The sequence below is a fragment of the Grimontia sp. THUN1695 genome, from assembly GCF_059704325.2.
The window spans coordinates 701,235-726,029 of record NZ_AP046577.1; the positions used below are offsets into that span (position 1 = coordinate 701,235).

Here is a 24,795-nt window from a genome sequence, read left to right on the forward strand (position 1 = left end):
GCGAATATTCAGCAAATCCCATGCTTCTCAGCGGATTAATGTTAAAAACATTTAGAAAGGATGCGAGTCAATGGCAAGCCATGAACGCGCTGGGCAACGCGCTCAGCAACAAGATCTCTACAATATTCCTCTATTGGTATCGAATTATTTCCAGTTGACGCCTGACCCGGCCAACCCCGCACACAAGGTCGAGTTTGGGACGTCCGGTCACCGGGGCTGTGCAGATAAAGCAACGTTTAACCAACACCATATTCTGGCAATTGCCCAGGCTATTGCAGACGTGCGTGCCGAGAAAGGGATCACCGGCCCCCTGTTTGTCGGTAAAGATACCCACGCCCTGTCAGAGCCGGCTTTCTGCTCTGTCGTGGAAGTATTGGTGGCAAATGGTATTACTGTTATTGCCCAGCAAGAGGGGGGTTATACACCAACACCTGGAATCTCCCACGCGATTCTGACGTATAACAGAAACAATGCTCAAAAGGCTGATGGTATTGTGATCACCCCTTCTCATAACCCGCCTCAAGATGGTGGAATTAAATATAATCCGCCTCATGGTGGCCCGGCGGAAGGTGATATCACTAAGGATATTGAACAACGCGCCAATACATTGATTGCGGAAGGCCTGGCGGGTGTACGTCGTATGGCATTTGCAGACGCGATAGCAAGTGATTACTTCATCGAAAAAGATTTAGTGATGCCGTATGTTGAAGATCTGGCATCAGTCGTTGATATGGATGCGATCAAGAAGGCTGGTCTGCGTATTGGCGTCGATCCGTTAGGAGGCTCAGGCATTGATTACTGGAAGGCGATTGCATCGCACTTTGATCTTAATATCACCTTGATCAATGACGATGTCGATCCCTCTTTCCGATTTATGTCGCTGGATAAAGATGGCGTCATTCGCATGGACTGCTCTTCGCCTTCAGCGATGGCAGGACTTTTGGCTTATAAAGACCAATACGATCTGGCGTTTGGTAATGATCCGGACTTTGATCGCCATGGTATCGTGACCCCCACTGGTTTAATGAACCCGAACCATTATCTGGCCGTGTGTATTGATTACTTGTACCGGCACCGCCCTCAATGGAGGGCTGATGTGGGGGTGGGGAAAACCTTGGTGTCAAGCGCAATCATTGACAAAGTGGTTGAGAGCCTTGGTCGCAAACTGTGTGAAGTACCTGTCGGTTTTAAATGGTTTGTTGATGGCCTGTATTCCGGTGACATTGGCTTTGGTGGCGAGGAAAGTGCAGGTGCCTCTTTCCTGCGCATGGATGGTACTGCCTGGGCGACGGACAAAGACGGTATTCTGCTTTGCCTGTTGGCTGCGGAAATCACCGCGGTGACAGGTAAGAACCCACAGCAATACTATGATGAGCTCGCTGCGAAGTTTGGTGCAGCCAGTTATGCGCGTCTGCAAGCCCCTGCAAATGGTGAACAGAAAGCCGTGCTGAGCCAGCTTTCTGCTGACATGGTGACGGCTGATACGTTGGGAGGCGATCCGATCATCGGCAAGTTAACCCACGCTCCAGGCAATGGTCAGCCGATTGGTGGTCTGAAAGTGACCACGGAGTTTGGCTGGTTTGCGGCACGTCCTTCAGGTACGGAAGACATCTATAAAATTTACTGTGAGAGCTTCAAAGGTGATGAACATCTGGCCCTGATCCAGAACGAAGCACAGCGTATTGTCAGTGATGTGTTCAGGGCTGCGGGTCTGTAAGTCATCCCTGTTTTGTTAAAGTAAGCCACCGAAAACCGGTGGCTTACTTATTGGGTGGACCTAACAAGAAGGCCAGCTTTCTGGCACGATAAACCACCGTTTGTTGTTTTCGTCTATAAGATGTACGGCGCGAGTCAGCGTGTCCGAGAGAGACAAGACGGGGAGTGTTTCAATACAAGGCGATGTTATCCATTGGTCACGGCCCAGCGCGTAAAAATCCTTATCTTCAGGCAATTGGTGTGGCCAGCACCAATTGCCAGTCATCCGGGCTGTGTTTACATTTAGCGGTGTTGGCATACCTGCGTTGGAGAGAAAAGGGTTAATGTATAACCTGCCTTGCAGCAACAACCGTCGCTTTGTAATCGGGAATTGAGGATATTGGCGTCGATATTCAGCCGTACTGGAAAGCATCAGTTGGTGGGTCGACATTTTATGGTATTTCTTTGCCAGTGTATCTTTTGCGTTTGGTCCTCGCCATTCTCCTTCAAAGCCAAGGTAAAACTTAATGGCCACCTCCCAGTGTTCGATTTCACCGCAAGGATTTTTAACCACAAAATCGACAGCACCAAGCGTCCTTTTTTCCCGTTCAACCTGCAGCTCCTCTGCCAGCAGCTGGTAGCGGGTACTTTGTTTTAAACACTGCTTGATCAACCATTGATAGTAAAAGCCAATCCGGTGGCTTCCTTCATAGCAAGGGAAGCTGTCTAAGGACAAAGAAGACCAAAAGTCGGAAGGAATGGTGAAAATCTGCTTCTGTGAAAGAATGTCTGAGGTGGTTTGAATCCAGGCCACATCTCGAGCGACCTGCGCATTGTTTGCAAACATCATTTACCTTCTTTAGTGGCATTTGGAAAGCATATAGCAAACATGGTTCACCTGCACTGTCAGGGTAGGTAGAATGAAGAATAATCTCTCATAGATTCAGGAAGAACAATGAATAACTTCGAGCTCGAAGCGATTTTAAATGACTATCTCAAACCTTTTGCCATCAAAGACTACTGCCCGAATGGGATGCAGGTAGAAGGTAAAGCGGACGTCAGGAAAATCGTGACAGGTGTAACGGCCTCACAGGCATTGATTGACGCGGCAATTGCACAGGGGGCTGATGCATTGTTGGTGCACCATGGCTATTTCTGGCGTGGAGAGCCTGAGCCGCTTAAAGGGATGAAATTCAAACGTATCAAGGCATTGATTGAACATGGTATTAACCTCTACGCTTATCACTTGCCGTTGGATATTCACCCTGACGTTGGCAACAATGCGCAGTTGGCGAAGCTATTAGGTATTGAACAGCTTGGTGTCTTGGAAGACGGAAACCCAGACTCTGTTGCCGTATGGGGAGAGTTGCCGGAAGCCATGTCAGCAAAAACGTTCAGCGAATTGTTAAGTGCCAGGTTAAACCGCGTGCCATTACATATTGATGGAGGTTCGGCTAAACCTATCAAGAAAGTGGGCTGGTGCACAGGGGGCGGTCAGGACTTTATTGATTTGGCTGCCAACAAGGGAATGGATGCGTTTATATCCGGCGAGATTTCTGAACGGACAACCTATTCAGCGAGAGAACAGGGCATTCACTATTTCAGTGCAGGCCACCACGCGACAGAGCGGTATGGCGTAAAAGCACTGGGCGACTGGCTTGCGAATGAACATGATTTTGATGTCACTTTTATTGATATTGATAATCCGGTTTAAGGTGTCGTAGATACTAAGGTCAACAGACCCTACCAACTCGTCGATAAGAAATAAAAAACGCCGCAATTTGAAGCGGCGTTTCCATTAGGGGAGCCTGAATTATTCACGGTTTTTCAAAGGCTTGAAATCGCGCTTATCGTAGCCGGTGTACAATTGGCGTGGACGACCAATACGGTTTTGTGGGTCGCCATGCATTTCATTCCAGTGAGCAATCCAACCGATAGTGCGGGACATTGCGAAAATCACGGTGAACATTGACACTGGGATACCAATGGCTTTCAGGATGATACCTGAGTAGAAATCCACGTTCGGATAGAGTTTCTTCTCGATGAAGTAAGGGTCAGAAAGGGCAATCCTTTCCAGCTCCATGGCAACATCCAGTAGTGGATCATTGATCTTCAGTTCATCAAGCACTTCGTGACAGGCTTCGTTCATCACTGTTGCACGAGGGTCATAGTTTTTGTAAACGCGGTGACCGAAACCCATGAGACGGAATGGATCGTCTTTGTCTTTCGCACGCTCAATGAACTCTGGAATATTCTCTACTGAGCCGATTTCTTCCAGCATCTTTAAGCAGGCTTCGTTAGCACCACCGTGCGCAGGCCCCCATAAAGAGGCGATACCTGCAGCTATACATGCAAATGGGTTTGCACCGGACGATCCCGCCAGACGGACGGTGGACGTTGAAGCATTTTGCTCGTGGTCAGCGTGCAACGTAAAGATCTTGTCCATCGCACGGGCGACAACGGGATTGACTTCATATTCTTCCGCTGGTGTTGCAAACATCATGTGTAGGAAGTTTTCAGCATAATCCAGATCATTGCGTGGATAGATGAACGGTTGTCCGATTGAATATTTGTAACACATTGCTGCCAGTGTAGGCATCTTTGACAGAAGACGGAACGCAGTGATTTCACGGTGCGTGTCGTTGTTGATGTCGAGAGAATCGTGATAGAACGCAGCAAGTGCGCCTACCACACCCACCATCACAGCCATCGGGTGCGCGTCACGGCGGAACCCATGGAAAAAGCTCGCGATCTGTTCGTGAACCATGGTGTGGCGAGTGACAATACGACGGAATTCTTCGTATTGTTTACGGGTTGGGGCTTCACCATATAACAGGATGTAACAAACTTCCAAATAGTCAGCGTTATTGGCTAATTGATCAATCGGGTAGCCACGGTGCAATAAAACGCCAGCTTCGCCATCAATGTATGTAATTTGTGATTCACACGACGCTGTTGCAACGAAACCTGGGTCAAACGTAAAAAAGCCGTTTGCGCCCAATGCACGTACATCGATCACTTCCGGACCGACAGTGCCCCCTTTGATCGGCAGTTCGATAGGTGCTTTCCCTTCAATGTGTAGGGTAGCTTTCTTCTCTGCCATAACATTCTCCTTTGTTTTTTATAATCCTATCCCGGATACGGACCACGTTGTTGTACCGATCGCTGCATAAGATGTCAATTTGCAGAAGTGAACTTTGTCGGGTCTGCGCAAGTATCAAAAAACTGTACGCGTTAAGTTAATGCTCTGTTTCGGGATTTCCGTCAATTTTATTGGTTTGTGTTTAAATGTTACGGGGCATATACTCTGCGGCAGGTCTCTGGATATTACATAAAGCCGGAGCGTTTCGGGGCTCAAATCGATATTTTCTTTGCGAATTTCATTGCTTGAACTGCAGTTAATAGCAGTGGCACGTGAAATCGTATTAATAGATGTTGTAGGTCTGATGCTCCGATGCTTTGGCGGGATGTGATGCCAGGGAATGTAATAACAATAATTTGCTCAATGGAGCTGAGTGGGCCATATCGTGAAAGTAAAAAAGTCAAGACCGGTAAACCTCGACCTTCAGACCATTCGCTTCCCCATCACAGCGATAGCGTCTATCACGCACCGTGTGTCGGGTGTCATCACCTTCATTTCGGTAGCCATCCTCCTCTGGCTGTTAAGCCTGTCCCTGTCATCCCCAAGTGGCTTTGAAGCCGCATCAGACATCGTAAACAGTTTCTTCGCCAAGTTTGTCCTATGGGGCATTTTGACGGCACTTGCCTATCACATTGTTGGCGGCATCCGCCACCTGTTGATGGACATGGGGCATTTTGAAGAACTGGAAAGTGGTTCGCAGAGTGCGAAAGTGGGTTTCATTATCACTGCGGTGTTGTCTGTTTTAGCGGGGATTTTGGTATGGTAGGACACGTATCTTCATTTGGCAGAAACGGGGTCCATGACTGGATCTTACTCCGTGCAACTGCCATCATCATGACGCTTTACACCCTCTACATGGTGGGCTTTTTTGCGTTTGGCCCTGAGTTGACATATCAGAACTGGATAGCGTTCTGGGGACAAATAAGCAACAAAGTTTTCACAATGTTGGCGCTGGTTTGCGTACTTATACACGCTTGGATAGGTATGTGGCAGGTTTTGACAGATTACATCAAGCCAACCGTACTGCGAATGCTCATGCAGTTTGGCATTGTGGCGCTGCTGTTTGTCTATCTGTTAACTGGCTTTTTTGTTGTGTGGGGTGTGTAAGTGAGTATTCCAGTAAGAGAATTCGACGCAATTGTTATCGGTGCGGGCGGTGCAGGTATGCGCGCAGCACTGCAGATTTCAGAGCAGGGCCTATCGTGTGCACTGCTGTCTAAAGTGTTTCCGACCCGTTCCCACACAGTGTCTGCCCAAGGCGGCATCACTGTTGCTCTGGGTAATTCCCACGAGGACAACTGGGAATGGCATATGTATGACACCGTAAAAGGGTCAGACTATATCGGCGACCAAAATGCGATTGAGTACATGTGTAAGACAGGTCCCCAGTCAATCATTGAACTCGAGAAAATGGGTTTGCCCTTTTCCCGTTTCGACAATGGCCGCATTTACCAGCGTCCATTTGGTGGCCAGTCAAAAGCATTCGGTGGTGAGCAAGCTGCGCGTACTGCAGCGGCAGCTGACCGTACCGGTCATGCACTGCTTCATACCCTGTACCAACAGAATATCAAAAACAAAACCACCATTTTCTCTGAGTGGTATGCCCTCGATCTGGTGAAAAACCAGGATGGCGCAATTGTTGGTGCAACGGCGATGGACATGGAAAGCGGCGAAATCTGCTACTTCAAAGCCAAAGCAACGGTGCTGGCGACAGGTGGCGCGGGTCGTATTTACCAATCCACGACAAATGCACACATCAACACCGGTGATGGTGTGGGTATGGCATTGCGTGCTGGCGTGCCAATGCAAGACATGGAAATGTGGCAGTTCCACCCAACCGGCATTGCCGGTGCCGGCGTACTGGTTACTGAAGGTTGCCGTGGTGAAGGTGGTTATCTGCTTAACAAAGACGGTGAGCGTTTCATGGAACGTTATGCGCCAAACGCCAAAGATCTCGCAGGTCGCGATGTCGTTGCGCGTTCTATGATGGTCGAAATCCGTGAAGGTCGCGGTTGCGATGGCCCTTGGGGCCCACACATTAAACTGAAACTGGATCACTTAGGCAAAGACGTACTTGAAGCACGTCTGCCGGGTATTCTTGAGCTGTCACGTACATTTGCACATGTTGACCCAATCAAAGAACCAATCCCGGTTATCCCAACCTGTCACTATATGATGGGTGGTGTGCCGACACAGGTATCTGGCCAGGCTATCAAACAAGATGCCAACGGCAACGATGTGGAAGTTCAGGGTCTGTTTGCCTGCGGTGAAATTGCCAGCGTATCTGTCCATGGTGCAAACCGTCTGGGTGGTAACTCGCTGCTTGACCTGGTTGTATTCGGTCGCGCGACCGGTCTTCATCTGGGTGAAACTCTGGCTGCGCAGGTTGAAGCGCGTGATGCGTCTGAGTCTGACATTGAAGCATCTCTGGCGCGTGTTAATCGCTGGAATTCAACCCAGAAGGGTGAAGACCCGGTTCAAATTCGTAAAGATCTCCAGTCTTGTATGCAGAACAACTTCTCGGTATTCCGCGAAGGTGATGCCATGGCGAAAGGTCTGGAAGAACTTAAAGTTATCCGCGAGCGCTTGAAAGAAGCGCGTTTGGATGACACCTCATCAGAATTCAATACCCAGCGCATTGAGTGCCTGGAGTTGGATAACCTGATGGAAACGGCATTCTCTACCGCAGTCGCAGCAAACTACCGCACAGAGAGCCGTGGTGCACATGCCCGCTTTGATTACCAAGAGCGTGATGATGAAAACTGGCTGTGCCACACCATCTACAACCCGGAAACAGAGTCGATGTCCAAGCGTGATGTCAACATGACCCCTGTTCATCGTGAAGCTTTCCCGCCGAAAGCGCGTACTTACTAAGGGAGGTAGAAGATTATGAAACTGAACTTTTCTGTATATCGTTACAACCCGGACGTTGATGACGCGCCGCACATGAAGGGTTACACCCTCGAAGTGCCTGATGGCTCGGACATGATGGTGCTGGACGCGCTGATCCTGCTGAAAGAGCAAGATCCAACGCTGGCTTTCCGTCGCTCTTGCCGTGAAGGGGTATGTGGTTCTGACGGTATCAATATGAATGGTAAAAACGGACTGGCGTGTATTACACCGCTGTCAGCATTGACTGACCAGTCGAGCATTGTGATCCGTCCGCTGCCGGGGTTGCCGGTAGTGCGTGACCTGATTATTGATATGAGCCAGTTTTACCAGAACTACGAGCGTGTGAAACCGTATCTCATCAACGACAGTGCGCCACCTGCGCGTGAAAACCTGCAATCGCCGGAAGATCGTGCGCACCTTGACGGTCTGTATGAGTGTATCATGTGCGCGTGTTGCAGTACGTCTTGCCCGTCATTCTGGTGGAACCCGGATAAGTTTGTTGGGCCGGCAGGTCTGCTTGCTGCATACCGTTGGTTGATTGATAGCCGTGATACCGCAACAGACGAGCGTTTATCAGATCTGGACGACGCTTTTAGTGTTTTCCGTTGCCATAGCATCATGAACTGTGTAAATGTTTGTCCTAAAGGGCTAAATCCTACGAAAGCAATCGGCCATATTCGTTCAATGCTGCTTAAACGCGCAGTGTAATATCGGTCTCTGTACACCTACATACTTTAAAATTTAAGCTCCCTGTCATGGGGAGCTTAAAAGGAACGCCGGTGAACCCCGGTCGTAGCAACATAAAAAACTAAGTGGTTAAGGGATAACAATGCAAAATGGCGTGATGAAGGCTTGGATTGAGTCTTCTCATTTGGCTGGCGCCAATGCAACTTACGTAGAAGACCTCTACGAACTGTACCTCAGTGACCCCGAGTCTGTAGATAGCGAATGGCGAGCAGTGTTTGATGGACTGCCCGTTGTGAATGGCAACGCAACCGAGCAACCCCACTCAAGAGTTCGTGAATATTTCCGCAGGCTTGCTACCGAGACAGCGCATTTCAGTGCATCAGTCAGTGATCCGGACGTCGACGCGAAGCAGGTAAAAGTTCTTCAACTTATTAACGCCTACCGCTTCCGTGGACATCAACAAGCAAATCTGGACCCTCTAGGTCTTTGGCAGCGTGAGCGTGTGCCTGATCTGGACCCGTCTTTCCATAATCTTAACGAAGATGACTTTCAGGAGTCATTTAACGTAGGTTCTTTTGCCATCGGGCAAGAGAGCATGAAACTTGCCGACCTCTACGAAGCGTTGAAGAAAACCTACTGTGGTTCAATTGGCGCAGAATACATGCATATTACCAACACAGAAGAAAAGCGCTGGATCCAGCAGCGTCTTGAATCTGTGGTTGGTCAACCACAGTTCTCCAATGAAGAAAAAATTACTTTACTGGAAGAGCTGACAGCTGCGGAAGGCCTTGAGCGTTATCTAGGGGCGAAATTCCCTGGAGCCAAGCGATTCTCTCTGGAAGGTGGTGACGCGCTGATCCCGATGGTGAAAGAAGTGATTCGTCACTCTGGCACACATGGGGTACGTGAAGTGGTCGTTGGTATGGCGCACCGTGGCCGTTTGAATATGCTGGTTAACGTGCTCGGTAAAAAGCCTTCTGAACTGTTCGACGAATTTGCAGGTAAACACGGTGAATCATGGGGTACCGGTGATGTGAAATATCATCAGGGTTTCTCAAGTGATTTCGCTACCCCGGGCGGTGATGTTCACCTTGTTCTGGCATTCAACCCGTCACACCTGGAAATTGTTAATCCTGTGGTTATGGGCTCTGTCCGTGCCCGTCAGGATCGTCTTGGTGATAAAGATGGTTCAATGGTGCTGCCTATCACCATTCACGGTGACTCCGCAATTGCTGGCCAAGGCGTGGTACAAGAGACGTTTAACATGTCTCAGGCCCGTGGCTACAAAGTTGGCGGAACCGTTCGAATCGTGGTGAATAACCAGGTCGGTTTTACCACGTCGAACCCGAACGATACCCGTTCGACTCAATACTGTACTGACATCGCCAAAATGGTTCAGGCACCCATTTTCCACGTCAATGCTGATGATCCAGAAGCAGTGGCATTTGTTGCGCGTCTGGCGATTGATTACCGCAATGAATTTAAACGCGATGTGGTGATTGATCTGGTCTGTTACCGTCGCCATGGTCACAACGAAGCTGATGAGCCAAACGCAACACAGCCTTTGATGTACCAGAAGATCAAAAAACACCCGACGCCACGTAAGCTGTATGCTGATGTGTTGGCTGACAAAGGCGTTGCGGATATCGAAAAAGCCACTGAGTTGGTGAATGGCTATCGCGATGCGCTCGACCACGGTGAAATTGTGGTGAAAGAGTACCGCCCAATGGCGCTTCATTCTGTCGACTGGTCTCCGTATCTGGGGCACGATTGGACTGCGGAGTGGCCAAATAAGTTCGACAAGCAGCGTTTGGTTGAATTGGGTAAGCGCATTTGTACTTATCCGGAAAGCCACAAGCTTCACAGTCGCGTCAACAAGCTTTACAACGATCGCCTTGCCATGGCAAATGGCGAGAAACCGTTGGACTGGGGGATGGCAGAAACGCTGGCTTACGCAACCATTGTTGATGAAGGCAAACGTATCCGCATTACAGGCCAGGATTCAGGCCGGGGCACGTTCTTCCATCGTCATGCTGTCTTGCACAACCAGAATGATGCGAGCACTTACGTGCCACTGAGCAATATCCATGACAAACAGGGGCCATTCCAGGTATTTGACTCTGTGTTGTCAGAAGAAGCGGTACTGGCGTTTGAGTATGGTTACGCGACTGCTGAACCGGGTGGTTTGACAGTTTGGGAAGCACAGTTTGGTGACTTTGCCAACGGTGCCCAAGTAGTGATCGATCAGTTCATCAGCTCTGGTGAGCAAAAATGGGGCCGTATGTGTGGCTTGACCATGTTGCTGCCACACGGTTACGAAGGCCAGGGCCCAGAGCATTCCTCTGCGCGTCTTGAGCGCTATTTGCAACTGTGCGCTGAACAGAACATGCAGGTGGTTGTGCCTTCTACACCGGCGCAGGTTTACCACATGCTGCGTCGTCAGGTATTCCGCCCAATGCGTCGTCCTCTGATTGTGATGTCACCGAAGTCCCTGCTTCGACATCCACTGTGCACATCAACACTGGATGAATTGGCCGATGGTAACTTCCAGCCAGCGATTGGTGAGATTGACGAGCTGGATCCTAAAGCGGTCAAACGTGTAGTGATGTGTTCCGGTAAGGTTTACTTCGATCTGCTGGAAGCACGCCGCAAAGAAGAAATTACAGATGTCGCCATTATTCGCATTGAGCAGCTGTACCCCTTCCCGAAAGAAGATGTGCAGGCTGTGATTAGCGAATATGTCAATGCCAAAGACTTTGTCTGGTGTCAGGAAGAGCCTCAAAACCAGGGCGCCTGGTACAGCAGCCAGCACAATTTCCGCTTGGCCATTCCGGCTGATGCCACGTTGAGTTATGCAGGCCGTGCGGCTTCTGCGTCTCCGGCGGTAGGTTATATGTCGGTACACTTGAAACAACAAAAAGCGTTAATTGAAGACGCGCTTACCCTGAATTAAGAACTAGAAAGCTAAGGAATTAAACGAAATGACAATCGAAATTCTGGTTCCCGACCTACCTGAATCTGTTGCAGACGCGACAGTGGCGACATGGCACAAGCAACCCGGCGATGCGGTTAGCCGTGACGAGGTGCTGGTTGATATTGAAACGGACAAAGTGGTGCTGGAAGTGCCTGCACCGGATGACGGCATACTGGAAGCTATCATTGAGGAAGAAGGTGCGACGGTTTTGTCTAAGCAGTTGCTCGCGAAGATTAAGCCTGGGGCAGTTGCCGGTGAACCGACGCAAGATGCGCCAGCATCTTCTGAGGCGTCACCAGACAAACGCCACACTGCATCACTGACTGAAGAGTCCAATGATGCGCTTAGCCCTGCAGTTCGTCGCCTTCTGGCTGAAAATGACCTGACACCTGACCAGATTAAAGGTACAGGCGTTGGTGGTCGTATCACCCGTGAAGATGTGGATGGCTTCCTGAAAAATGGCGGAGCGAAAGCGGCACCAGCACCCGTTGCAGCGAAAGAAGAAGCGCCGGCTTTGGGGCATCGCAGTGAAAAACGTGTTCCTATGACACGTCTGCGTAAACGAGTAGCTGAACGTCTGCTGGAAGCGAAAAACAGCACCGCAATGCTGACCACGTTTAACGAAGTCAACATGAAGCCAATCATGGACATTCGTAAGCAATACAAAGATGTGTTCGAAGAGCGCCACGGCATTCGTCTGGGTTTCATGTCTTTCTACGTGAAAGCAGTTGTGGAAGCGCTGAAACGTTACCCAGAAGTGAATGCGTCTATCGACGGTGATGACATCGTTTATCACAACTTCTTTGATGTTAGCATGGCTGTTTCAACGCCTCGTGGTCTGGTTACGCCAGTACTGCGTGACTGCGACCGCCTGAGCCTGGCTGAGATTGAGAAAGGAATCAAAGAGCTGGCAATTAAAGGCCGTGATGGCAAGCTGACGGTTGAGGAGTTGACCGGCGGTAACTTCACTATCACCAACGGCGGTGTATTTGGTTCTCTGATGTCGACGCCGATTATCAACCCACCACAAGCTGCTATTTTGGGTATGCACAAGATTCAAGAGCGCCCAATGGCGGTGGATGGCAAGGTTGAGATCCTGCCAATGATGTACCTTGCGCTTTCTTATGATCACCGTCTGATCGACGGACGCGAGTCTGTTGGCTTCCTGGTGACAGTGAAAGAGCTTTTAGAAGACCCAACACGTCTGCTGCTTGACGTATAATTTTGCAGCCCGGCATCTGCCGGTTAACAGGGGGCTGGAGCCCCCTGTGTGGAAAGCAAAACAAACTTATAACACGGAAATAAACACGGATAGAACATCATGAATCTGCACGAATATCAGTCGAAACAGCTGTTTGCTGAATACGGGCTGCCAGTATCCGAAGGGTACGCCTGTGATACTCCTCAAGAAGCCGCAGAAGCTGCTGACAAACTGGGTGGCGACAAATGGGTCGTTAAATGCCAGGTACACGCCGGTGGCCGTGGTAAAGCGGGCGGTGTAAAGCTGGTCAGCACCAAAGAAGAAATCAAAGAATTCGCGCAAAAGTGGTTAGGAAAAAATCTGGTCACTTACCAGACAGATGCCAACGGCCAACCCGTCAGCAAAATCCTGGTTGAAGAATGCACTGACATCGCTCAGGAATTGTATCTGGGTGCAGTGGTAGACCGCGGTTCACGTCGCGTGGTTTTCATGGCATCGACTGAAGGTGGTGTGGAAATTGAAAAAGTGGCTGAAGAAACGCCAGAACTTATTCACAAAGCTGCGATCGATCCACTGGTAGGGCCTCAGCCTTACCAAGGCCGCCAGCTTGCATTTAAGCTGGGCCTGAAAGGCGACCAGATCAAACAGTTCACCAAAATTTTCATGGGGATTGCGAAACTGTTCATTGAGCGCGATGTGGCGCTGGTGGAAGTGAACCCATTGGTGATCACTGAGCAGGGCAACCTGCATTGTCTGGATGCCAAGCTGTCTATCGACAGTAATGCGGTATATCGCCAGCCTAAAATCCGTGAAATGCACGATCCTTCACAGGATGATCCACGCGAAGCACATGCAGCACAGTGGGAACTGAACTACGTTGCTCTTGATGGCAGCATCGGTTGTATGGTTAACGGTGCGGGTCTGGCCATGGGTACCATGGACATCGTAAACCTGCACGGTGGTAGTCCTGCAAACTTCCTGGATGTTGGTGGTGGCGCAACAAAAGAGCGTGTCACTGAAGCATTCAAGATTATTCTCTCTGACGACAACGTAAAAGCAGTTCTGGTGAACATCTTTGGCGGCATCGTGCGCTGTGACCTGATCGCAGATGGCATCATTGGTGCGGTCGAAGAAGTTGGCGTTAAGGTCCCGGTAGTTGTTCGCCTTGAAGGTAACAACGCTGAACTTGGTGCGAAGAAACTGGCTGAGTCAGGCCTGAACATTATTGCTGCGACCTCACTGACTGAAGCAGCAGAGAAAGTTGTTGCTGCCGCGGAGGGTAAATAATGTCTGTTTTGATCAACAAAGATACCAAAGTAATCTGTCAGGGCTTTACCGGTGGGCAGGGGACTTTTCACTCAGAGCAAGCCATTGAGTACGGAACGCAAATGGTTGGTGGTGTATCACCGGGTAAAGGTGGTACAACGCACCTTGGTCTGCCTGTGTTTAACACTGTTGCAGAAGCGGTAGAAGCGACTGGCGCAACGGCAACGGTTATCTACGTACCGGCTCCTTTCTGTAAAGATGCGATTTTAGAAGCAATCGACGCGGGTATTGAACTGATTGTTACCATTACCGAAGGCATTCCAACGCTGGATATGCTGGAAGTGAAAGTGAAGCTGGATGAAGCTGGCGTTCGCATGATTGGCCCAAACTGCCCAGGTGTTATCACTCCGGGCGAATGTAAGATTGGTATCATGCCGGGCCACATTCACAAGCCGGGCAAAGTGGGCATTGTTTCCCGTTCAGGTACCCTGACTTATGAAGCCGTTAAGCAAACCACGGATGAAGGTTTCGGCCAGTCTACCTGTGTCGGTATTGGCGGTGACCCAATCCCAGGCTCTAACTTCATCGACATCCTGAAAATGTTCGAAGAAGACCCACAGACGGAAGCGATTGTGATGATCGGTGAAATCGGTGGTACGGCTGAAGAAGAAGCCGCAGCATTCATCAAAGAAAACGTGACTAAACCCGTTGTTTCTTATATCGCGGGTGTGACTGCGCCTCCAGGTAAGCGTATGGGCCACGCTGGTGCGATCATCTCAGGGGGTAAAGGCACAGCAGAAGACAAGTTTGCTGCGCTTGAAGCGGCTGGTGTGACCACGGTTAAGAGCCTGGCTGACATTGGCAAAGCACTGCGTTCCCGTACTGGTTGGTAAGTAATAGCCTGACAAAAAAAACCGCTCAATCGAGCGGTTTTTTATACGAAAATTTTACTATTCAGTTTGCCGATAAAACTGGCTGAGAAAGAAAAGTACAGCGGCAGCCACAACAACAGATGGTCCGGCTGGGGTATCTTTAAACCAGGAAAGTGCGATACCACCGAGCACGGCGAGCACTCCGATACCGCTGGCCAGCATCGCCATTTGTTCTGGGCTTCTTGAAAACCGGCGCGCAGTGGCGGCAGGAATAATCATCAGGGAAGTGATAATAAGGGCACCGACAAACTTCATCGCTACTGCGATCACCACACCCACCAACAGCATCAGGATCAGTTTCAGCCTGTCGACGTTGTAGCCATCGACCCGTGCCATTTCTTCATCGACAGTAATGGCAAGAAGGGGAGTCCACAATCTATAGATAGCCGCAAGCACCAACGCACATCCAACAGCAATCCAGCCCACATCAGGACCGCTGACTGACAGGAGATCGCCAAACAGATACGCCATCAGATCGACACGCAAATCATCCACAAAGCTGATAGTGACTAAACCAAGAGACAGTGATGTGTGGGCGATAATGCCTAAAAGCGTATCTGTAGAGACATTGCTTTTTCGCTGTAGGCTCACCAACAAAATAGCTATCACTACACAGGTAAGAATCAACGCCATATTGAGGTTAACTTGCAGCATAAAGCCTAGTGCAAGCCCGAGCAAAGAGCCGTGAGCCAGAGTATCTCCGAAATAGGCCATTTTACGCCACACAACAAATGAACCCAGAGGGCCAACCGTTGCCGCAATCAAGATGCCGGCAACCAATGGGAAGGCAAGAAACTCAAACATTGTGTTGGCCTCCGTGCTTGCAAGGCCCAACTAAGCTGCCTGATAAGTCATGGTCATGATTGTGTTGGTGATGATACAGCGCGAGCTGCTCACTTTCTCTTCGGCCAAACAAGGCGACATACTCAGGATGGGAAGAGATCGCTTCCGGTTCACCTGAACAGCAGACATGGTGTTGGAGACAAATCACCTCATCGGTTTTGGCCATGACAAGATGAAGATCGTGGGAAACCATCAGGATCCCGCATTTCAATTTTTCTTTCAACGTAGAAATCAATCTATAAAGTTCAAGTTGCCCGGACACATCAACACCTTGTACTGGTTCATCCAAAACCAAAAGATCGGGTTTTTTCAGCACAGCACTTGCCAGCAGTATACGCTGGCACTCCCCGCCGGATAAGGTATGCATGTTGGCATGTAGAAGCTTTCTGGCACCGACCAGAGTCAATGCATCTTCGATATCTTGTCGGCTCACCCCCGGAGAAAGCTTCAAGAAACGTTCAACATTCAAGGGAAGACTTTCATTGAGTTTCAGCTTTTGCGGGACATAACCAATTTTTAATCCTTTACGTTTCTCAACAGTGCCTTTTGTTGGGCAGGTTAAGCCGATAACGGCTTTAACTAGCGTGGATTTTCCTGCACCATTTGGGCCGATCAGCGTGATGATTTTGTCTCTCTCTAGTTTGATAGAAACGTTATCGAGTACATTCCGGCCATCATAGACGACGGTAACGTTGTTGAGTGTGACAAGTACTGAGGACATATTTTGAACGAACAGTTTAAAAATGAAATGTTATAATATAACATTTATTGCCCGATTAAAATTCTACATGCCGGACAACGAGATGATGAGTCATACAAAGACGTTTATTATTGCCCTGTCGTTACTCCTTCCACTTTCAGCAGTCGCAAAGCCACACCTGGTTACCACGATCAAACCACTTGGCCTTATTGCCAGCGATATTGCCGGAAATTATGCCGAGGTAGATATCCTGTTGCCAGACCGTGCATCGCCCCATGATTATGCCCTTAAGCCTTCAGATATCAAGCGGCTTAACCGGGCTGATGCAGTGTTTTGGGTTGGACCGGAAGTGGAGTTATTTCTTGAAAAAGTGATAGCTGGGAAGAACCATTCGGTTCAGTTAACGGCCTACCCGGGTATGCCAGTACGCTATTTTGATGAAAGCATACATGGCCATGATAACCACAGCCATCATGGGCACAGCCATGAAGGTATTGATGGGCATATTTGGCTTGGGCCTAATCAAAGTGTGGTGATTGCAAAAGCGGTGAAAGATACGCTCATCAAGCTTGATCCGATGAATGCAGATGTGTACGAAGAAAACTTTGCAGATTTCTCTGCCGGGGTGGAGAATGCCAAAAATACCTTGTCGAGACAGTTTTCCGCGATCGACAATAAAGGGTATTTCCTGTTTCACGATGCTTATGGCTACTTTGAAGATGCTTTCAACCTGAATCCACTCGGACACCTAACTATTAATCCGGAACGTAAACCTGGTGCCAAGACTCTGATTTCTATCCGTAATATGATTAAAAAAGGCGAAGCGCAGTGTGTATTCAGTGAGCCTCAGTTTAACCCGGCTATGGTGTCTAATCTGGTGAAAGGTACTGACACCAAAATTTTGGTGCTGGATCCCTTGGCAACGGATTTTGCCGTAGGTGAAAATCACTATGTGGATTTTTTGAACAGTTTAGGGCGTCAGTATCTCTCTTGTTTCATGCCGATTTAACCGTCAATGCGTCGGGTTGCAGTGAGATGTTAGCCGCATAACCATTGCAAGCTTCACAGTCGCCCGATGGAAATCTGAGAAAATACCGTGACATTAAAAAAACATCAAAAAAACAATGTCACGAATTTTCCGCTACCTGCTTGCGCGCAATAAATACTGCTTTATCGCGATATTTACAGCTTTTACTTGGGGAAGCCTGGCCTCGGCATCGCCAGTATTCTATGCGTTTCCCTATACATCTCCCGATGCTCCTGCAAAGATCACAGACATTGAATATGCCGATGGGCGTGGAGTATGGATACTGGATAGCAGTGGGGATGTCAGTTTCTACGATGGGCTGCACTACCACAAACTTTCGGTGTTTACGTCTATTGATACCGGCGTGTCACATATCGCCTTGTTTGAAGGGGCACTCTGGCTTATTTCCAAAGGCCAGCTTCTCCGCTACGACATCGATAGCAACAGCCTAACGCCGCAAACGATAACAGGCCAGGTGTCAGAAATTGTCGCTACTTCAGAGGGCTTGTGGGTTGCCACATCCACAGCTCTCTATCTTATACAGTCAGGGACAACCAAACCCATTTATTGGGGAGAGAACCGTTACCAGCGTTTGTTACCTTTTGATAATACTTTACTGGGCACCGCTGACAGTGCGCTCTATGTGGTGGCATCCGGTGAGTTATTTTTATCGCTATCGGGTGAGCAGGCTTTGAGTCTGGCATCTGATGGTGTGACTGTTTATCTGGGACATGAAAAAGGACTCTCCCTGTATCGTCAGGGAATGCTTGTAGAACGCTTTCTGGATGGAAAGCAGATTAACCATGTCACTGCAAGCGATGGGGGCGTTTGGGCGGGAGGTGAGTCGGGGCTCTATTTAGGGATGGGAAAAAGGGATAGTTTCACCTTCAAGGAGATAACCGGTGATAATGATGATGCCTTCAGCTTCTCTGGGCGCATGGTGACCGATATTGAACCAGGGCAAGGCGATGTGCTTTGGGTGTCTTCAGAGACGGGATTGCACTTCCGGTCGTCGATAGCGAGAAACATTCGCCGTTTTACGATGTTTTTACTTTCTTATGAGCCTGCTAAAGAGCAATTAACCGGGCTTGAAGAAAGGGAAGAAGGCTATCTTTTGACCACGCATTATAAGCTGGTTTCTTTAGATGCAGACATGTTACCCAAACGGGTGGTGAGATCAGAGAGGGCTATCAATGACATGACACTGTTTGACGATACACTCTGGTTAGCATCCGATTCAGGATTGAAAGGCATGAACCCTGACACCTTGAAAGAGCGCCCTGGTTCTGTCCCTGCGTCCTTAAATAGCCTGGTAGTAGACAGGATCTTCAAAGATAGACACTCACTCTGGCTGGTCTCCGGGGCACGGGTGATACGTTTCTGGCCCCGTAGCCGCACAGTCGTGGATTTTGGGCATGACTGGAGTGGCTCAGAGGCTAACCGATTGACGTCGGTAGCCGAGGTTGCGGAGGAAGGGACGTGGCTGGGTACGACCAATGGGCTTTATATTTACTTCGATGGCCGGTTTCAGCGTGCATTGACACGGGAAGAGGTTGGCACCATTAAGTCTTTGCACTTGGAGCCATCAGGCAAACTTTGGCTGCTGACTGAGCAGGGGGTTTATACATATGATAAAAACCGCGCTCTCATGCTTTATGAAGTCTTCGCCAACACCCCAGATGATACCGTGAAGTGTTTGTCTGTAAACGGCGATACGGCATATTTTATTGCGACCAAGGGCATTTATGAATACAGTCTTTTGACTGGGTCAAACCGCTTTGTTCAGGGAACGTCGCGAGTTATCCAATCGACACAACATGTTTGTCAGAAGACGACGGATAACATGCTGATTGCGGGAGACTATGGCGTATTCGTCATCCCTAACCCGGCGCTAGATGCACTATTCAAAGCCCCTTCCATGAGCCTTTCCCCGGGGGCTGTGTATGTCAATGGTATCCCTTGGCGGCTTGCTCCTTCTCAGGATAACCTTTTGCAGCTGACAACCAAAAGTACCGTCGTCATCGAGGTTAGCCGCATGCCTTTTGGTGCCATTTCCCCAATGGTTTATCGGTTAGAAGGCAATCCAGCCCCCAACTGGTACTCGACGAATGATCAGCAGTTAGTGTTTAGTGCGCTGGATGCGGGTGAGTACACGTTAATGTTAAAAGTCGGGCACGAAAAAAACGGACTTGATGAGATAAGGCTACTTTCTTTTGTGGTGGTCTCTCCCTGGTACCAACAGGTTGGTTACGTCTTTCTTGCCGTTATTCCGCTCATTATGTTGATGACGTTTTATTACCAACGTAAAAATACGTCGATTAAAGCTCAGAACAAGCAGCTACGTGAAACCGTTCACCGGAAGGTGATAGAGATAGACATGCGTCAGGAGTCAACCCGGCGTTTTTGTCATGGGCTCCCGTTACTGGAGAATAAGACATTCACTGAGATACTTGTCCCAGAGCCGTGCAGCGAGGAATCGATGGAACACCATCGTTGGCGGACTGCAGCAATGGATGAGATTAATGCCCATTTTCATAACCCTGATTATTCAACGTCTGTGTTGGCGAAAGCGATGTGTGTTTCAGAGCGAAGTCTCCAGCGCAGGTTTAAACTGGAATTTGGTATAACGTTCAAAGAAGCATTGATTACAACGCGGCTTGAGAATGCAAAACGTATGCTGTGTCAGGGGGATAAAATCACGGATGTTGCTGTCGCTTGTGGTTTCAATGAGCCGTCTTACTTTACTAAGTCGTTTAAGGCTAAGTATGGAAAGACGCCGTCACAATTCAGGGAAGAGTGTGGTGAAGGTGAAACAGTCGGTCAAAGAAGGTAAAAAAAGAGCGTGGTATAGCCTGATAGCCATACCACGGGCGTCAAAGACACCTTCGCTTGCTGCCGGTAGTGGTGGGAGACCACACACCACCTAGAATCAGGTTCTGATGTGTGTTCATTTAACCGTTTTTTACCGCCAGTCAGCCAGTAATTTCCCGCCATTGTTTCAAATCGATGAAATAACCGTTATTTATTTGCACTTCCTCGAAAATTTAAGGCGGTTTTTTATGTTGAAAAACCTGCTTTTAACGGTTTTAACGATGGGTTTACTGCGAGTCTGACAGGTAAAATAGGGATATAGATGTGCTTCAACGAAGAAGCGTAGACATGATATTTACAAAGCTAACGCCAAAAATTGACGTATTTGACGAGTGAGAATAACACAAATTCGGTTTAGCCCATTTATCCCCTTCCTTTGTTGATCAAAAACAACTTTCCTTTGGAAACAATTTGCAATACTTTTACGCGTAAATGTTTATGATTCTCATTTTGGTTGTAATTATGAAGCTGACCGAACTCAAACCCGGCATGGCTGGGCGGGTGATTTCCCTTTCTGCGGTACCCACTGTTTCAAGAAAAAAACTGATGACGATGGGATTGTTGCCTGATACCGATGTCAGTGTTGTGCGCTACGCACCGATGGGGGATCCCATCCAGATCAGGGTGCGGGGATGTGATATAGCACTTCGCTTGTCGTTAGCACAGCATATTGAGGTGGTTGGCCATGAAAAATAAGCAGTTACTTATAGTAGGAAATCCAAACTCAGGAAAAACCACGCTGTTTAACCGCCTGACAGGCTCGCGACAGGAAATTGGTAACTGGGCCGGTGTAACCGTGGATAAAAAGCAGGGACAGTTGCAACTTGGGGGGGGGGCAACAACACTGACAGATCTCCCGGGCATTTACACTTTAGATAATGTGGATGGAGAAAGCAGTATTGATGAATCCATTGCAATCTCAGCCCTTTTTAATTTTCCTTGTGATTTGATTGTCAATATTCTCGACGCCAGCAGCCTGGAGCGCAGCCTTTATCTCACTTTACAACTGAGAGAGCTCGGCCGCCCGATGGTGGTCGTATTGAACAAAATGGATGTGGTTAAAGCGCAAGGCTTTGAGCTGGATATCGATAAGCTCTCCTCATTGTTGCAATGCCCGGTATTGTGCGTGACAGCCACAGATATGCGTTCAGTCGAAAACCTGAAAGCGTCACTTCTGTCTGCCATCGAACAAGCGGATGAGATGGAGGCAGTGAAGCTCGATTATGGGGCGGAGTTGGAAAGCACTATTGTTAATATTGCTGATGCTTTGATGCAGGACGGTTGCGAATATGCCCGTGCCAATGCAATACGATTGTTATGTGGCGACAGCGCATTGGCAAGGCAGGCATCACCGCACGCCTTGGCGGTCTGTGAGCGTGAAATTGCTGTGCTCCACACAATGGATACAGATTTGGTCATTGCGGATGTGCGTTACTCTCATGTCGCAGATATATGCCGTGCGACCAAAACCCAGATTGTACCGCTGAAAGCACGCATCACAGATGCCATTGATGATGTGGTGCTTAACCGCTACATCGGTTTGCCGATCTTTTTTGCTGTGATGTATCTGATGTTTATGTTCTCCATCAACATTGGTGGTGCATTTATCGACTTCTTTGATATCGGTGTTGGTGCGTTGCTGGTTGATGGCGGTCACTACCTGTTAGATGACCATCTCCCGGTTTGGTTGGTCACTCTCATTGCAAACGGGCTGGGCGGGGGTATTCAGACGGTCGCAACCTTTATCCCTGTTATTGCCTGTTTATATCTGTTTATGTCGCTACTGGAAGCCTCGGGCTACATGGCTCGTGCGGCTTTTGTGCTGGATAAAGCCATGCAGCGTATTGGTTTGCCCGGAAAGGCCTTTGTCCCTCTGGTGCTGGGATTTGGCTGCAACGTACCTGCAATCATGGCCACCCGGACTCTGGATCGGGAGCGTGAGCGCAGGTTGGCAGCGGCGATGGCACCTTTTATGTCATGTGGTGCGCGTCTTCCTGTGTATGCGCTCTTTGCGGCGGCCTTTTTCCCGGAGAACGGGCAAAATGTTGTCTTCTTTCTCTATCTACTTGGCATCGCTGTTGCAATTTTTACCGGTGTGGTGATGCGCCGCACCCTGTATCCGGGCGACAGTGAGGCATTGCTGATGGAAATACCACGCTACGAATGGCCACGTGTGCGGGATATCTGGATGAAAACCTGGCAGAAGCTGAAGCGCTTTGTTTTTGGCGCAGGTAAAACCATCGTTGTTGTGGTCACGGTGTTGAGCTTTGTTAACTCACTGGGTACCGATGGTTCCTTTGGTAATGAGGATTCAGAAAACTCTGTATTGGCAAAAGCGGCACAACTTGTGACACCGGTTTTTGCGCCTATTGGTATTGAAGAAGATAACTGGCCGGCGACAGTGGGCATTATTACCGGTATTTTCGCCAAAGAAGCGGTGGTGGGAACGCTGAATAATCTCTATGCCTCGCCCGTCGGTGAAGAGGCGACAGAGTATGATTTGCTGGGTAGCCTGACTGATGCTGTACAGACTATTCCGGAAAATCTGGTTGGCCTGAATTTCGCTGATCCATTGGGTATTCAAGTGGGCGACCTGCCAAACAAAGAAGCGGTTGCTGAAGAGCAGGAAGTGGATCTGAGTATTTTTGCCAACCTGAGTGCCAACTTTACAGCAGCCAGCGCCTTTGCCTATCTGGTGTTCGTCCTGTTGTATACCCCTTGCGTGGCGGCAATGGGTGCCTATGTGCGTGAGTTCGGAAAACCTTTCGCTGTGTTTATTGCCAGCTGGACAATGCTGCTTGCAGTTGTAGTCGCAACGCTTTGTTACCAGGCCATGATGCTGGCAGTGACACCGGTAACCAGTGTGTCCTGGATGGCCGGCTGTATTATTCTGATGGCCGCCACCATTGCACTTTTGAAGCGGCAAAGCCGCATCAGCAATGCGTTAAGGGTGGTTGCCGTATGATTTTGTTTGCCTTGAGAGACTATATTCAGGCTCACCCCAACTGTACGTTGGAGGTGTTGGCAAGGGAGTTTTCCCTGTCTGATGACGGAGTAGACGCTATGCTGTCTGAATGGGTCAAACGTGGCAGGCTCAAAGTCTCAGTGTCTGAAAGAAAAGGAGGCCAAGTAAAGCATTTTACCTGGGTGGAGGGACAGGAACTCGGTGTTACTGTCTTGTATTGACAGACACAGCAAGCGCGGATATCCCTCCGCGCTTTTTTTATCCAGCAGGTGTAAATCCTTCAATGTCACTCAAGTGACTGCGCCATTTCTCTGCCACATCATTCTGTGCCAATTCATGGCGCTGAATACCATTGGTATTTCCCCACACAGGACCAGGCCAAGCCGCATCTGTCTGGTAACGGGCGATGTGGTGAACATGGAGTTGGGGCACCATATTGCCTAACGCTCCAATGTTGAGTTTATCCGGCGAGGCATAGGTCTCCAACCTGGCTGATACGGCAGAAGATTCGCGGATAAACTGCTGTTGATCAGCGTCTGAAAGGTGATGGATCTCGGAAATGGATTTGATGCGGGGAACCAATATCAGCCAAGGGCCAATATCCTCTTTGCTGAGCAGTACGCGGCAAAGCGGTAAATCGCCGAGCCATGTTGTATCAGCATCAAGGCGTGGATGAAGTTCGAATGGCATTTTTATTCTCTATTTATGCAGAATTCTCCCCAAAACTACTGGCATTCACACTGAATGTAAACAGCAGCGAGAAATACGGTGTAAATGCCACTTTCTTGAGTGTTACACCGTGTCTTGATATGACAAAGATTAAACTCTTTACTGAGCAGGTTTATACAGTTTGCGCAATTGTCATAGAAAAATCACAAAACCGGTGTCAATCGTATCATTGAACCACGGTATTCCAAATAAGTGGTTAGGCTAAAGAGAGTGCTTTTTTTAGCGTCACATGGAGGCGCATATGGATTACACCGAGGTGCTGGAGTATTGGTTTGGCGATGGCGATAAACCAAAGACCGGTGATGTGCTGGAATCAATGTGGTTCGGGGATGACAAGGATCTGGACAGGCAAATCCGGGATCAGTTCTTGCCTTATGTCAGTATGGCGGGAGAAGGTAAGTTGTCGCTGTGGCTGGCGTCGCCACAAGGGACGTTAGCCGTCATTATTTTACTGGATCAGTTCAGCAGACGAATTTACCGGGGCCTGAGTGCCGCATTCCGATACGATGAGTTTGCCCTGGCGGTGTGTAAGCGTGGCATGGCAGAAGGACAGGACCAGCAATTGCCCATCATCCAGCGTGTGTTTTTCTATATGCCGCTGCAACATTCTGAACACATGGAAGATCAGGAGGAAGCGCTGTTTCGCTTCAGTCAATTGTGCAGCTTTGCCAGCCAGGAAGATGCAGGTCTTTATGAGAACATTTTCCGCCGTGCGAGAAATAACTTTGATGTGATTAAGCAGTTCGGACGTTTTCCTTCCCGCAATGCCACGCTTGGGCGTCTATCGACTAAGGCGGAGTTGAAGTGGCTGGCGGGGAAGGGCGCAGGAATGACACCTTAAAAACTGTCTGACGCCCGTAACAGTGTGCGT

The 24,795-nt window shown here is 49.1% G+C and carries 21 protein-coding genes; 16 read left to right on the plus strand and 5 right to left on the minus strand.

Going from position 1 to position 24,795, the window contains the following annotated elements; all coding sequences use genetic code 11:
- Window positions 1-70 precede the first annotated feature (70 nt).
- Entirely contained in the window at window positions 71-1,717 is a 1,647-nt protein-coding gene (gene pgm, locus AC6IB1_RS06770; protein ID WP_497568360.1) for a phosphoglucomutase (alpha-D-glucose-1,6-bisphosphate-dependent), read from the plus strand.
- A gap of 60 nt (window positions 1,718-1,777) precedes the next feature.
- Here pgm and AC6IB1_RS06775 read toward each other — a convergent pair whose 3' ends face one another.
- Window positions 1,778-2,545, minus strand: coding sequence for a DUF1853 family protein (locus tag AC6IB1_RS06775; RefSeq protein ID WP_497568361.1), 768 nt, complete (start codon window positions 2,543-2,545; stop codon window positions 1,778-1,780).
- A gap of 105 nt (window positions 2,546-2,650) precedes the next feature.
- Between AC6IB1_RS06775 and AC6IB1_RS06780 the strand changes: the two genes are divergently transcribed.
- The gene (locus AC6IB1_RS06780) at window positions 2,651-3,409 is read left to right on the plus strand and encodes a Nif3-like dinuclear metal center hexameric protein (RefSeq protein ID WP_497568362.1); all 759 of its coding nucleotides are present in this window, start codon (window positions 2,651-2,653) and stop codon (window positions 3,407-3,409) included.
- Between the two features lie 99 nt (window positions 3,410-3,508).
- Here the strand turns inward: AC6IB1_RS06780 and AC6IB1_RS06785 are convergent, their stop codons facing one another.
- Window positions 3,509-4,798 (minus strand): citrate synthase, encoded by a 1,290-nt coding sequence (locus AC6IB1_RS06785; protein WP_005506331.1) that lies wholly within the window; start codon window positions 4,796-4,798, stop codon window positions 3,509-3,511.
- Window positions 4,799-5,210: 412 nt separating this feature from the next.
- Here AC6IB1_RS06785 and sdhC point away from each other — a divergent pair, with 412 nt between their 5' ends.
- The 8 genes from sdhC to sucD all read left to right on the plus strand — a co-directional run bounded on the left by sdhC (window position 5,211) and on the right by sucD (window position 14,750).
- Entirely contained in the window at window positions 5,211-5,603 is a 393-nt protein-coding gene (gene sdhC / locus AC6IB1_RS06790) for a succinate dehydrogenase cytochrome b556 subunit (protein WP_005506329.1), read from the plus strand.
- The gene (gene sdhD / locus AC6IB1_RS06795) at window positions 5,597-5,944 is read left to right on the plus strand and encodes a succinate dehydrogenase, hydrophobic membrane anchor protein (protein WP_497568363.1); all 348 of its coding nucleotides are present in this window, start codon (window positions 5,597-5,599) and stop codon (window positions 5,942-5,944) included. Before sdhC ends, sdhD begins: the two co-directional genes overlap by 7 nt.
- A complete protein-coding gene (sdhA, locus tag AC6IB1_RS06800) occupies window positions 5,945-7,711 on the plus strand; it encodes a succinate dehydrogenase flavoprotein subunit (RefSeq protein WP_497568364.1) in 1,767 nt (588 codons plus the stop codon).
- A 15-nt stretch (window positions 7,712-7,726) separates the two neighbouring features.
- Entirely contained in the window at window positions 7,727-8,437 is a 711-nt protein-coding gene (locus tag AC6IB1_RS06805) for a succinate dehydrogenase iron-sulfur subunit (RefSeq protein WP_497568365.1), read from the plus strand.
- A 121-nt stretch (window positions 8,438-8,558) separates the two neighbouring features.
- On the plus strand, window positions 8,559-11,369 hold the full coding sequence (sucA, locus tag AC6IB1_RS06810; RefSeq protein ID WP_497568366.1) for a 2-oxoglutarate dehydrogenase E1 component: 2,811 nt from the start codon (window positions 8,559-8,561) through the stop codon (window positions 11,367-11,369).
- A 28-nt stretch (window positions 11,370-11,397) separates the two neighbouring features.
- Window positions 11,398-12,612 carry a 2-oxoglutarate dehydrogenase complex dihydrolipoyllysine-residue succinyltransferase gene (gene odhB / locus AC6IB1_RS06815; RefSeq protein WP_497568367.1) on the plus strand — a complete coding sequence of 405 codons (1,215 nt, stop codon included), beginning with the start codon at window positions 11,398-11,400 and terminating at the stop codon, window positions 12,610-12,612.
- 99 nt (window positions 12,613-12,711) lie between these two features.
- Window positions 12,712-13,878 (plus strand): ADP-forming succinate--CoA ligase subunit beta, encoded by a 1,167-nt coding sequence (gene sucC / locus AC6IB1_RS06820; protein WP_497568368.1) that lies wholly within the window; start codon window positions 12,712-12,714, stop codon window positions 13,876-13,878.
- Window positions 13,878-14,750 carry a succinate--CoA ligase subunit alpha gene (gene sucD / locus AC6IB1_RS06825; RefSeq protein WP_005506322.1) on the plus strand — a complete coding sequence of 291 codons (873 nt, stop codon included), beginning with the start codon at window positions 13,878-13,880 and terminating at the stop codon, window positions 14,748-14,750. The genes sucC and sucD overlap by 1 nt, the downstream gene beginning before the upstream one ends.
- A gap of 57 nt (window positions 14,751-14,807) precedes the next feature.
- On the opposite strand, the gene znuB is transcribed toward sucD, so the two are convergent.
- Together znuB and znuC are read right to left on the minus strand one after the other, a co-directional pair.
- On the minus strand, window positions 14,808-15,593 hold the full coding sequence (znuB, locus tag AC6IB1_RS06830) for a zinc ABC transporter permease subunit ZnuB (RefSeq protein WP_497568369.1): 786 nt from the start codon (window positions 15,591-15,593) through the stop codon (window positions 14,808-14,810).
- The gene (gene znuC, locus AC6IB1_RS06835; RefSeq protein WP_497568370.1) at window positions 15,586-16,353 is read right to left on the minus strand and encodes a zinc ABC transporter ATP-binding protein ZnuC; all 768 of its coding nucleotides are present in this window, start codon (window positions 16,351-16,353) and stop codon (window positions 15,586-15,588) included. The genes znuB and znuC overlap by 8 nt, the downstream gene beginning before the upstream one ends.
- Before the next feature lie 82 nt (window positions 16,354-16,435).
- Here znuC and znuA point away from each other — a divergent pair, with 82 nt between their 5' ends.
- The 5 genes from znuA (at window position 16,436) to AC6IB1_RS06860 (ending at window position 23,416) form a co-directional block, all read left to right on the plus strand.
- Window positions 16,436-17,341 (plus strand): zinc ABC transporter substrate-binding protein ZnuA, encoded by a 906-nt coding sequence (gene znuA / locus AC6IB1_RS06840; RefSeq protein ID WP_497568371.1) that lies wholly within the window; start codon window positions 16,436-16,438, stop codon window positions 17,339-17,341.
- Window positions 17,342-17,456: 115 nt separating this feature from the next.
- The gene (locus AC6IB1_RS06845) at window positions 17,457-20,192 is read left to right on the plus strand and encodes a helix-turn-helix domain-containing protein (protein WP_497568372.1); all 2,736 of its coding nucleotides are present in this window, start codon (window positions 17,457-17,459) and stop codon (window positions 20,190-20,192) included.
- A gap of 500 nt (window positions 20,193-20,692) precedes the next feature.
- Window positions 20,693-20,926 carry a FeoA domain-containing protein gene (locus tag AC6IB1_RS06850; protein WP_497568373.1) on the plus strand — a complete coding sequence of 78 codons (234 nt, stop codon included), beginning with the start codon at window positions 20,693-20,695 and terminating at the stop codon, window positions 20,924-20,926.
- Window positions 20,916-23,195 (plus strand): Fe(2+) transporter permease subunit FeoB, encoded by a 2,280-nt coding sequence (gene feoB, locus AC6IB1_RS06855; protein WP_497568374.1) that lies wholly within the window; start codon window positions 20,916-20,918, stop codon window positions 23,193-23,195. The genes AC6IB1_RS06850 and feoB overlap by 11 nt, the downstream gene beginning before the upstream one ends.
- The gene (locus tag AC6IB1_RS06860; RefSeq protein WP_497568375.1) at window positions 23,192-23,416 is read left to right on the plus strand and encodes a FeoC-like transcriptional regulator; all 225 of its coding nucleotides are present in this window, start codon (window positions 23,192-23,194) and stop codon (window positions 23,414-23,416) included. Before feoB ends, AC6IB1_RS06860 begins: the two co-directional genes overlap by 4 nt.
- A gap of 37 nt (window positions 23,417-23,453) precedes the next feature.
- Here the strand turns inward: AC6IB1_RS06860 and AC6IB1_RS06865 are convergent, their stop codons facing one another.
- Entirely contained in the window at window positions 23,454-23,885 is a 432-nt protein-coding gene (locus AC6IB1_RS06865) for an HIT domain-containing protein (protein WP_497568376.1), read from the minus strand.
- 280 nt (window positions 23,886-24,165) lie between these two features.
- Between AC6IB1_RS06865 and AC6IB1_RS06870 the strand changes: the two genes are divergently transcribed.
- Window positions 24,166-24,765, plus strand: coding sequence for a DUF924 family protein (locus AC6IB1_RS06870; protein ID WP_497568377.1), 600 nt, complete (start codon window positions 24,166-24,168; stop codon window positions 24,763-24,765).
- Window positions 24,766-24,795 lie beyond the last annotated feature (30 nt).

Coding starts and splice junctions, on each gene's coding strand:
- pgm (WP_497568360.1), top strand. CDS start 71: ATGGCAAGCCATGAACGCGCTGGGCAACGCGCTCAGCAACAAGATCTC.
- AC6IB1_RS06775 (WP_497568361.1), bottom strand. CDS start 2,545: ATGATGTTTGCAAACAATGCGCAGGTCGCTCGAGATGTGGCCTGGATT.
- AC6IB1_RS06780 (WP_497568362.1), top strand. CDS start 2,651: ATGAATAACTTCGAGCTCGAAGCGATTTTAAATGACTATCTCAAACCT.
- AC6IB1_RS06785 (WP_005506331.1), bottom strand. CDS start 4,798: ATGGCAGAGAAGAAAGCTACCCTACACATTGAAGGGAAAGCACCTATC.
- sdhD (WP_497568363.1), top strand. CDS start 5,597: ATGGTAGGACACGTATCTTCATTTGGCAGAAACGGGGTCCATGACTGG.
- AC6IB1_RS06805 (WP_497568365.1), top strand. CDS start 7,727: ATGAAACTGAACTTTTCTGTATATCGTTACAACCCGGACGTTGATGAC.
- sucA (WP_497568366.1), top strand. CDS start 8,559: ATGCAAAATGGCGTGATGAAGGCTTGGATTGAGTCTTCTCATTTGGCT.
- odhB (WP_497568367.1), top strand. CDS start 11,398: ATGACAATCGAAATTCTGGTTCCCGACCTACCTGAATCTGTTGCAGAC.
- sucC (WP_497568368.1), top strand. CDS start 12,712: ATGAATCTGCACGAATATCAGTCGAAACAGCTGTTTGCTGAATACGGG.
- sucD (WP_005506322.1), top strand. CDS start 13,878: ATGTCTGTTTTGATCAACAAAGATACCAAAGTAATCTGTCAGGGCTTT.
- znuB (WP_497568369.1), bottom strand. CDS start 15,593: ATGTTTGAGTTTCTTGCCTTCCCATTGGTTGCCGGCATCTTGATTGCG.
- znuC (WP_497568370.1), bottom strand. CDS start 16,353: ATGTCCTCAGTACTTGTCACACTCAACAACGTTACCGTCGTCTATGAT.
- znuA (WP_497568371.1), top strand. CDS start 16,436: ATGATGAGTCATACAAAGACGTTTATTATTGCCCTGTCGTTACTCCTT.
- AC6IB1_RS06845 (WP_497568372.1), top strand. CDS start 17,457: ATGTCACGAATTTTCCGCTACCTGCTTGCGCGCAATAAATACTGCTTT.
- AC6IB1_RS06850 (WP_497568373.1), top strand. CDS start 20,693: ATGAAGCTGACCGAACTCAAACCCGGCATGGCTGGGCGGGTGATTTCC.
- feoB (WP_497568374.1), top strand. CDS start 20,916: ATGAAAAATAAGCAGTTACTTATAGTAGGAAATCCAAACTCAGGAAAA.
- AC6IB1_RS06860 (WP_497568375.1), top strand. CDS start 23,192: ATGATTTTGTTTGCCTTGAGAGACTATATTCAGGCTCACCCCAACTGT.
- AC6IB1_RS06865 (WP_497568376.1), bottom strand. CDS start 23,885: ATGCCATTCGAACTTCATCCACGCCTTGATGCTGATACAACATGGCTC.
- AC6IB1_RS06870 (WP_497568377.1), top strand. CDS start 24,166: ATGGATTACACCGAGGTGCTGGAGTATTGGTTTGGCGATGGCGATAAA.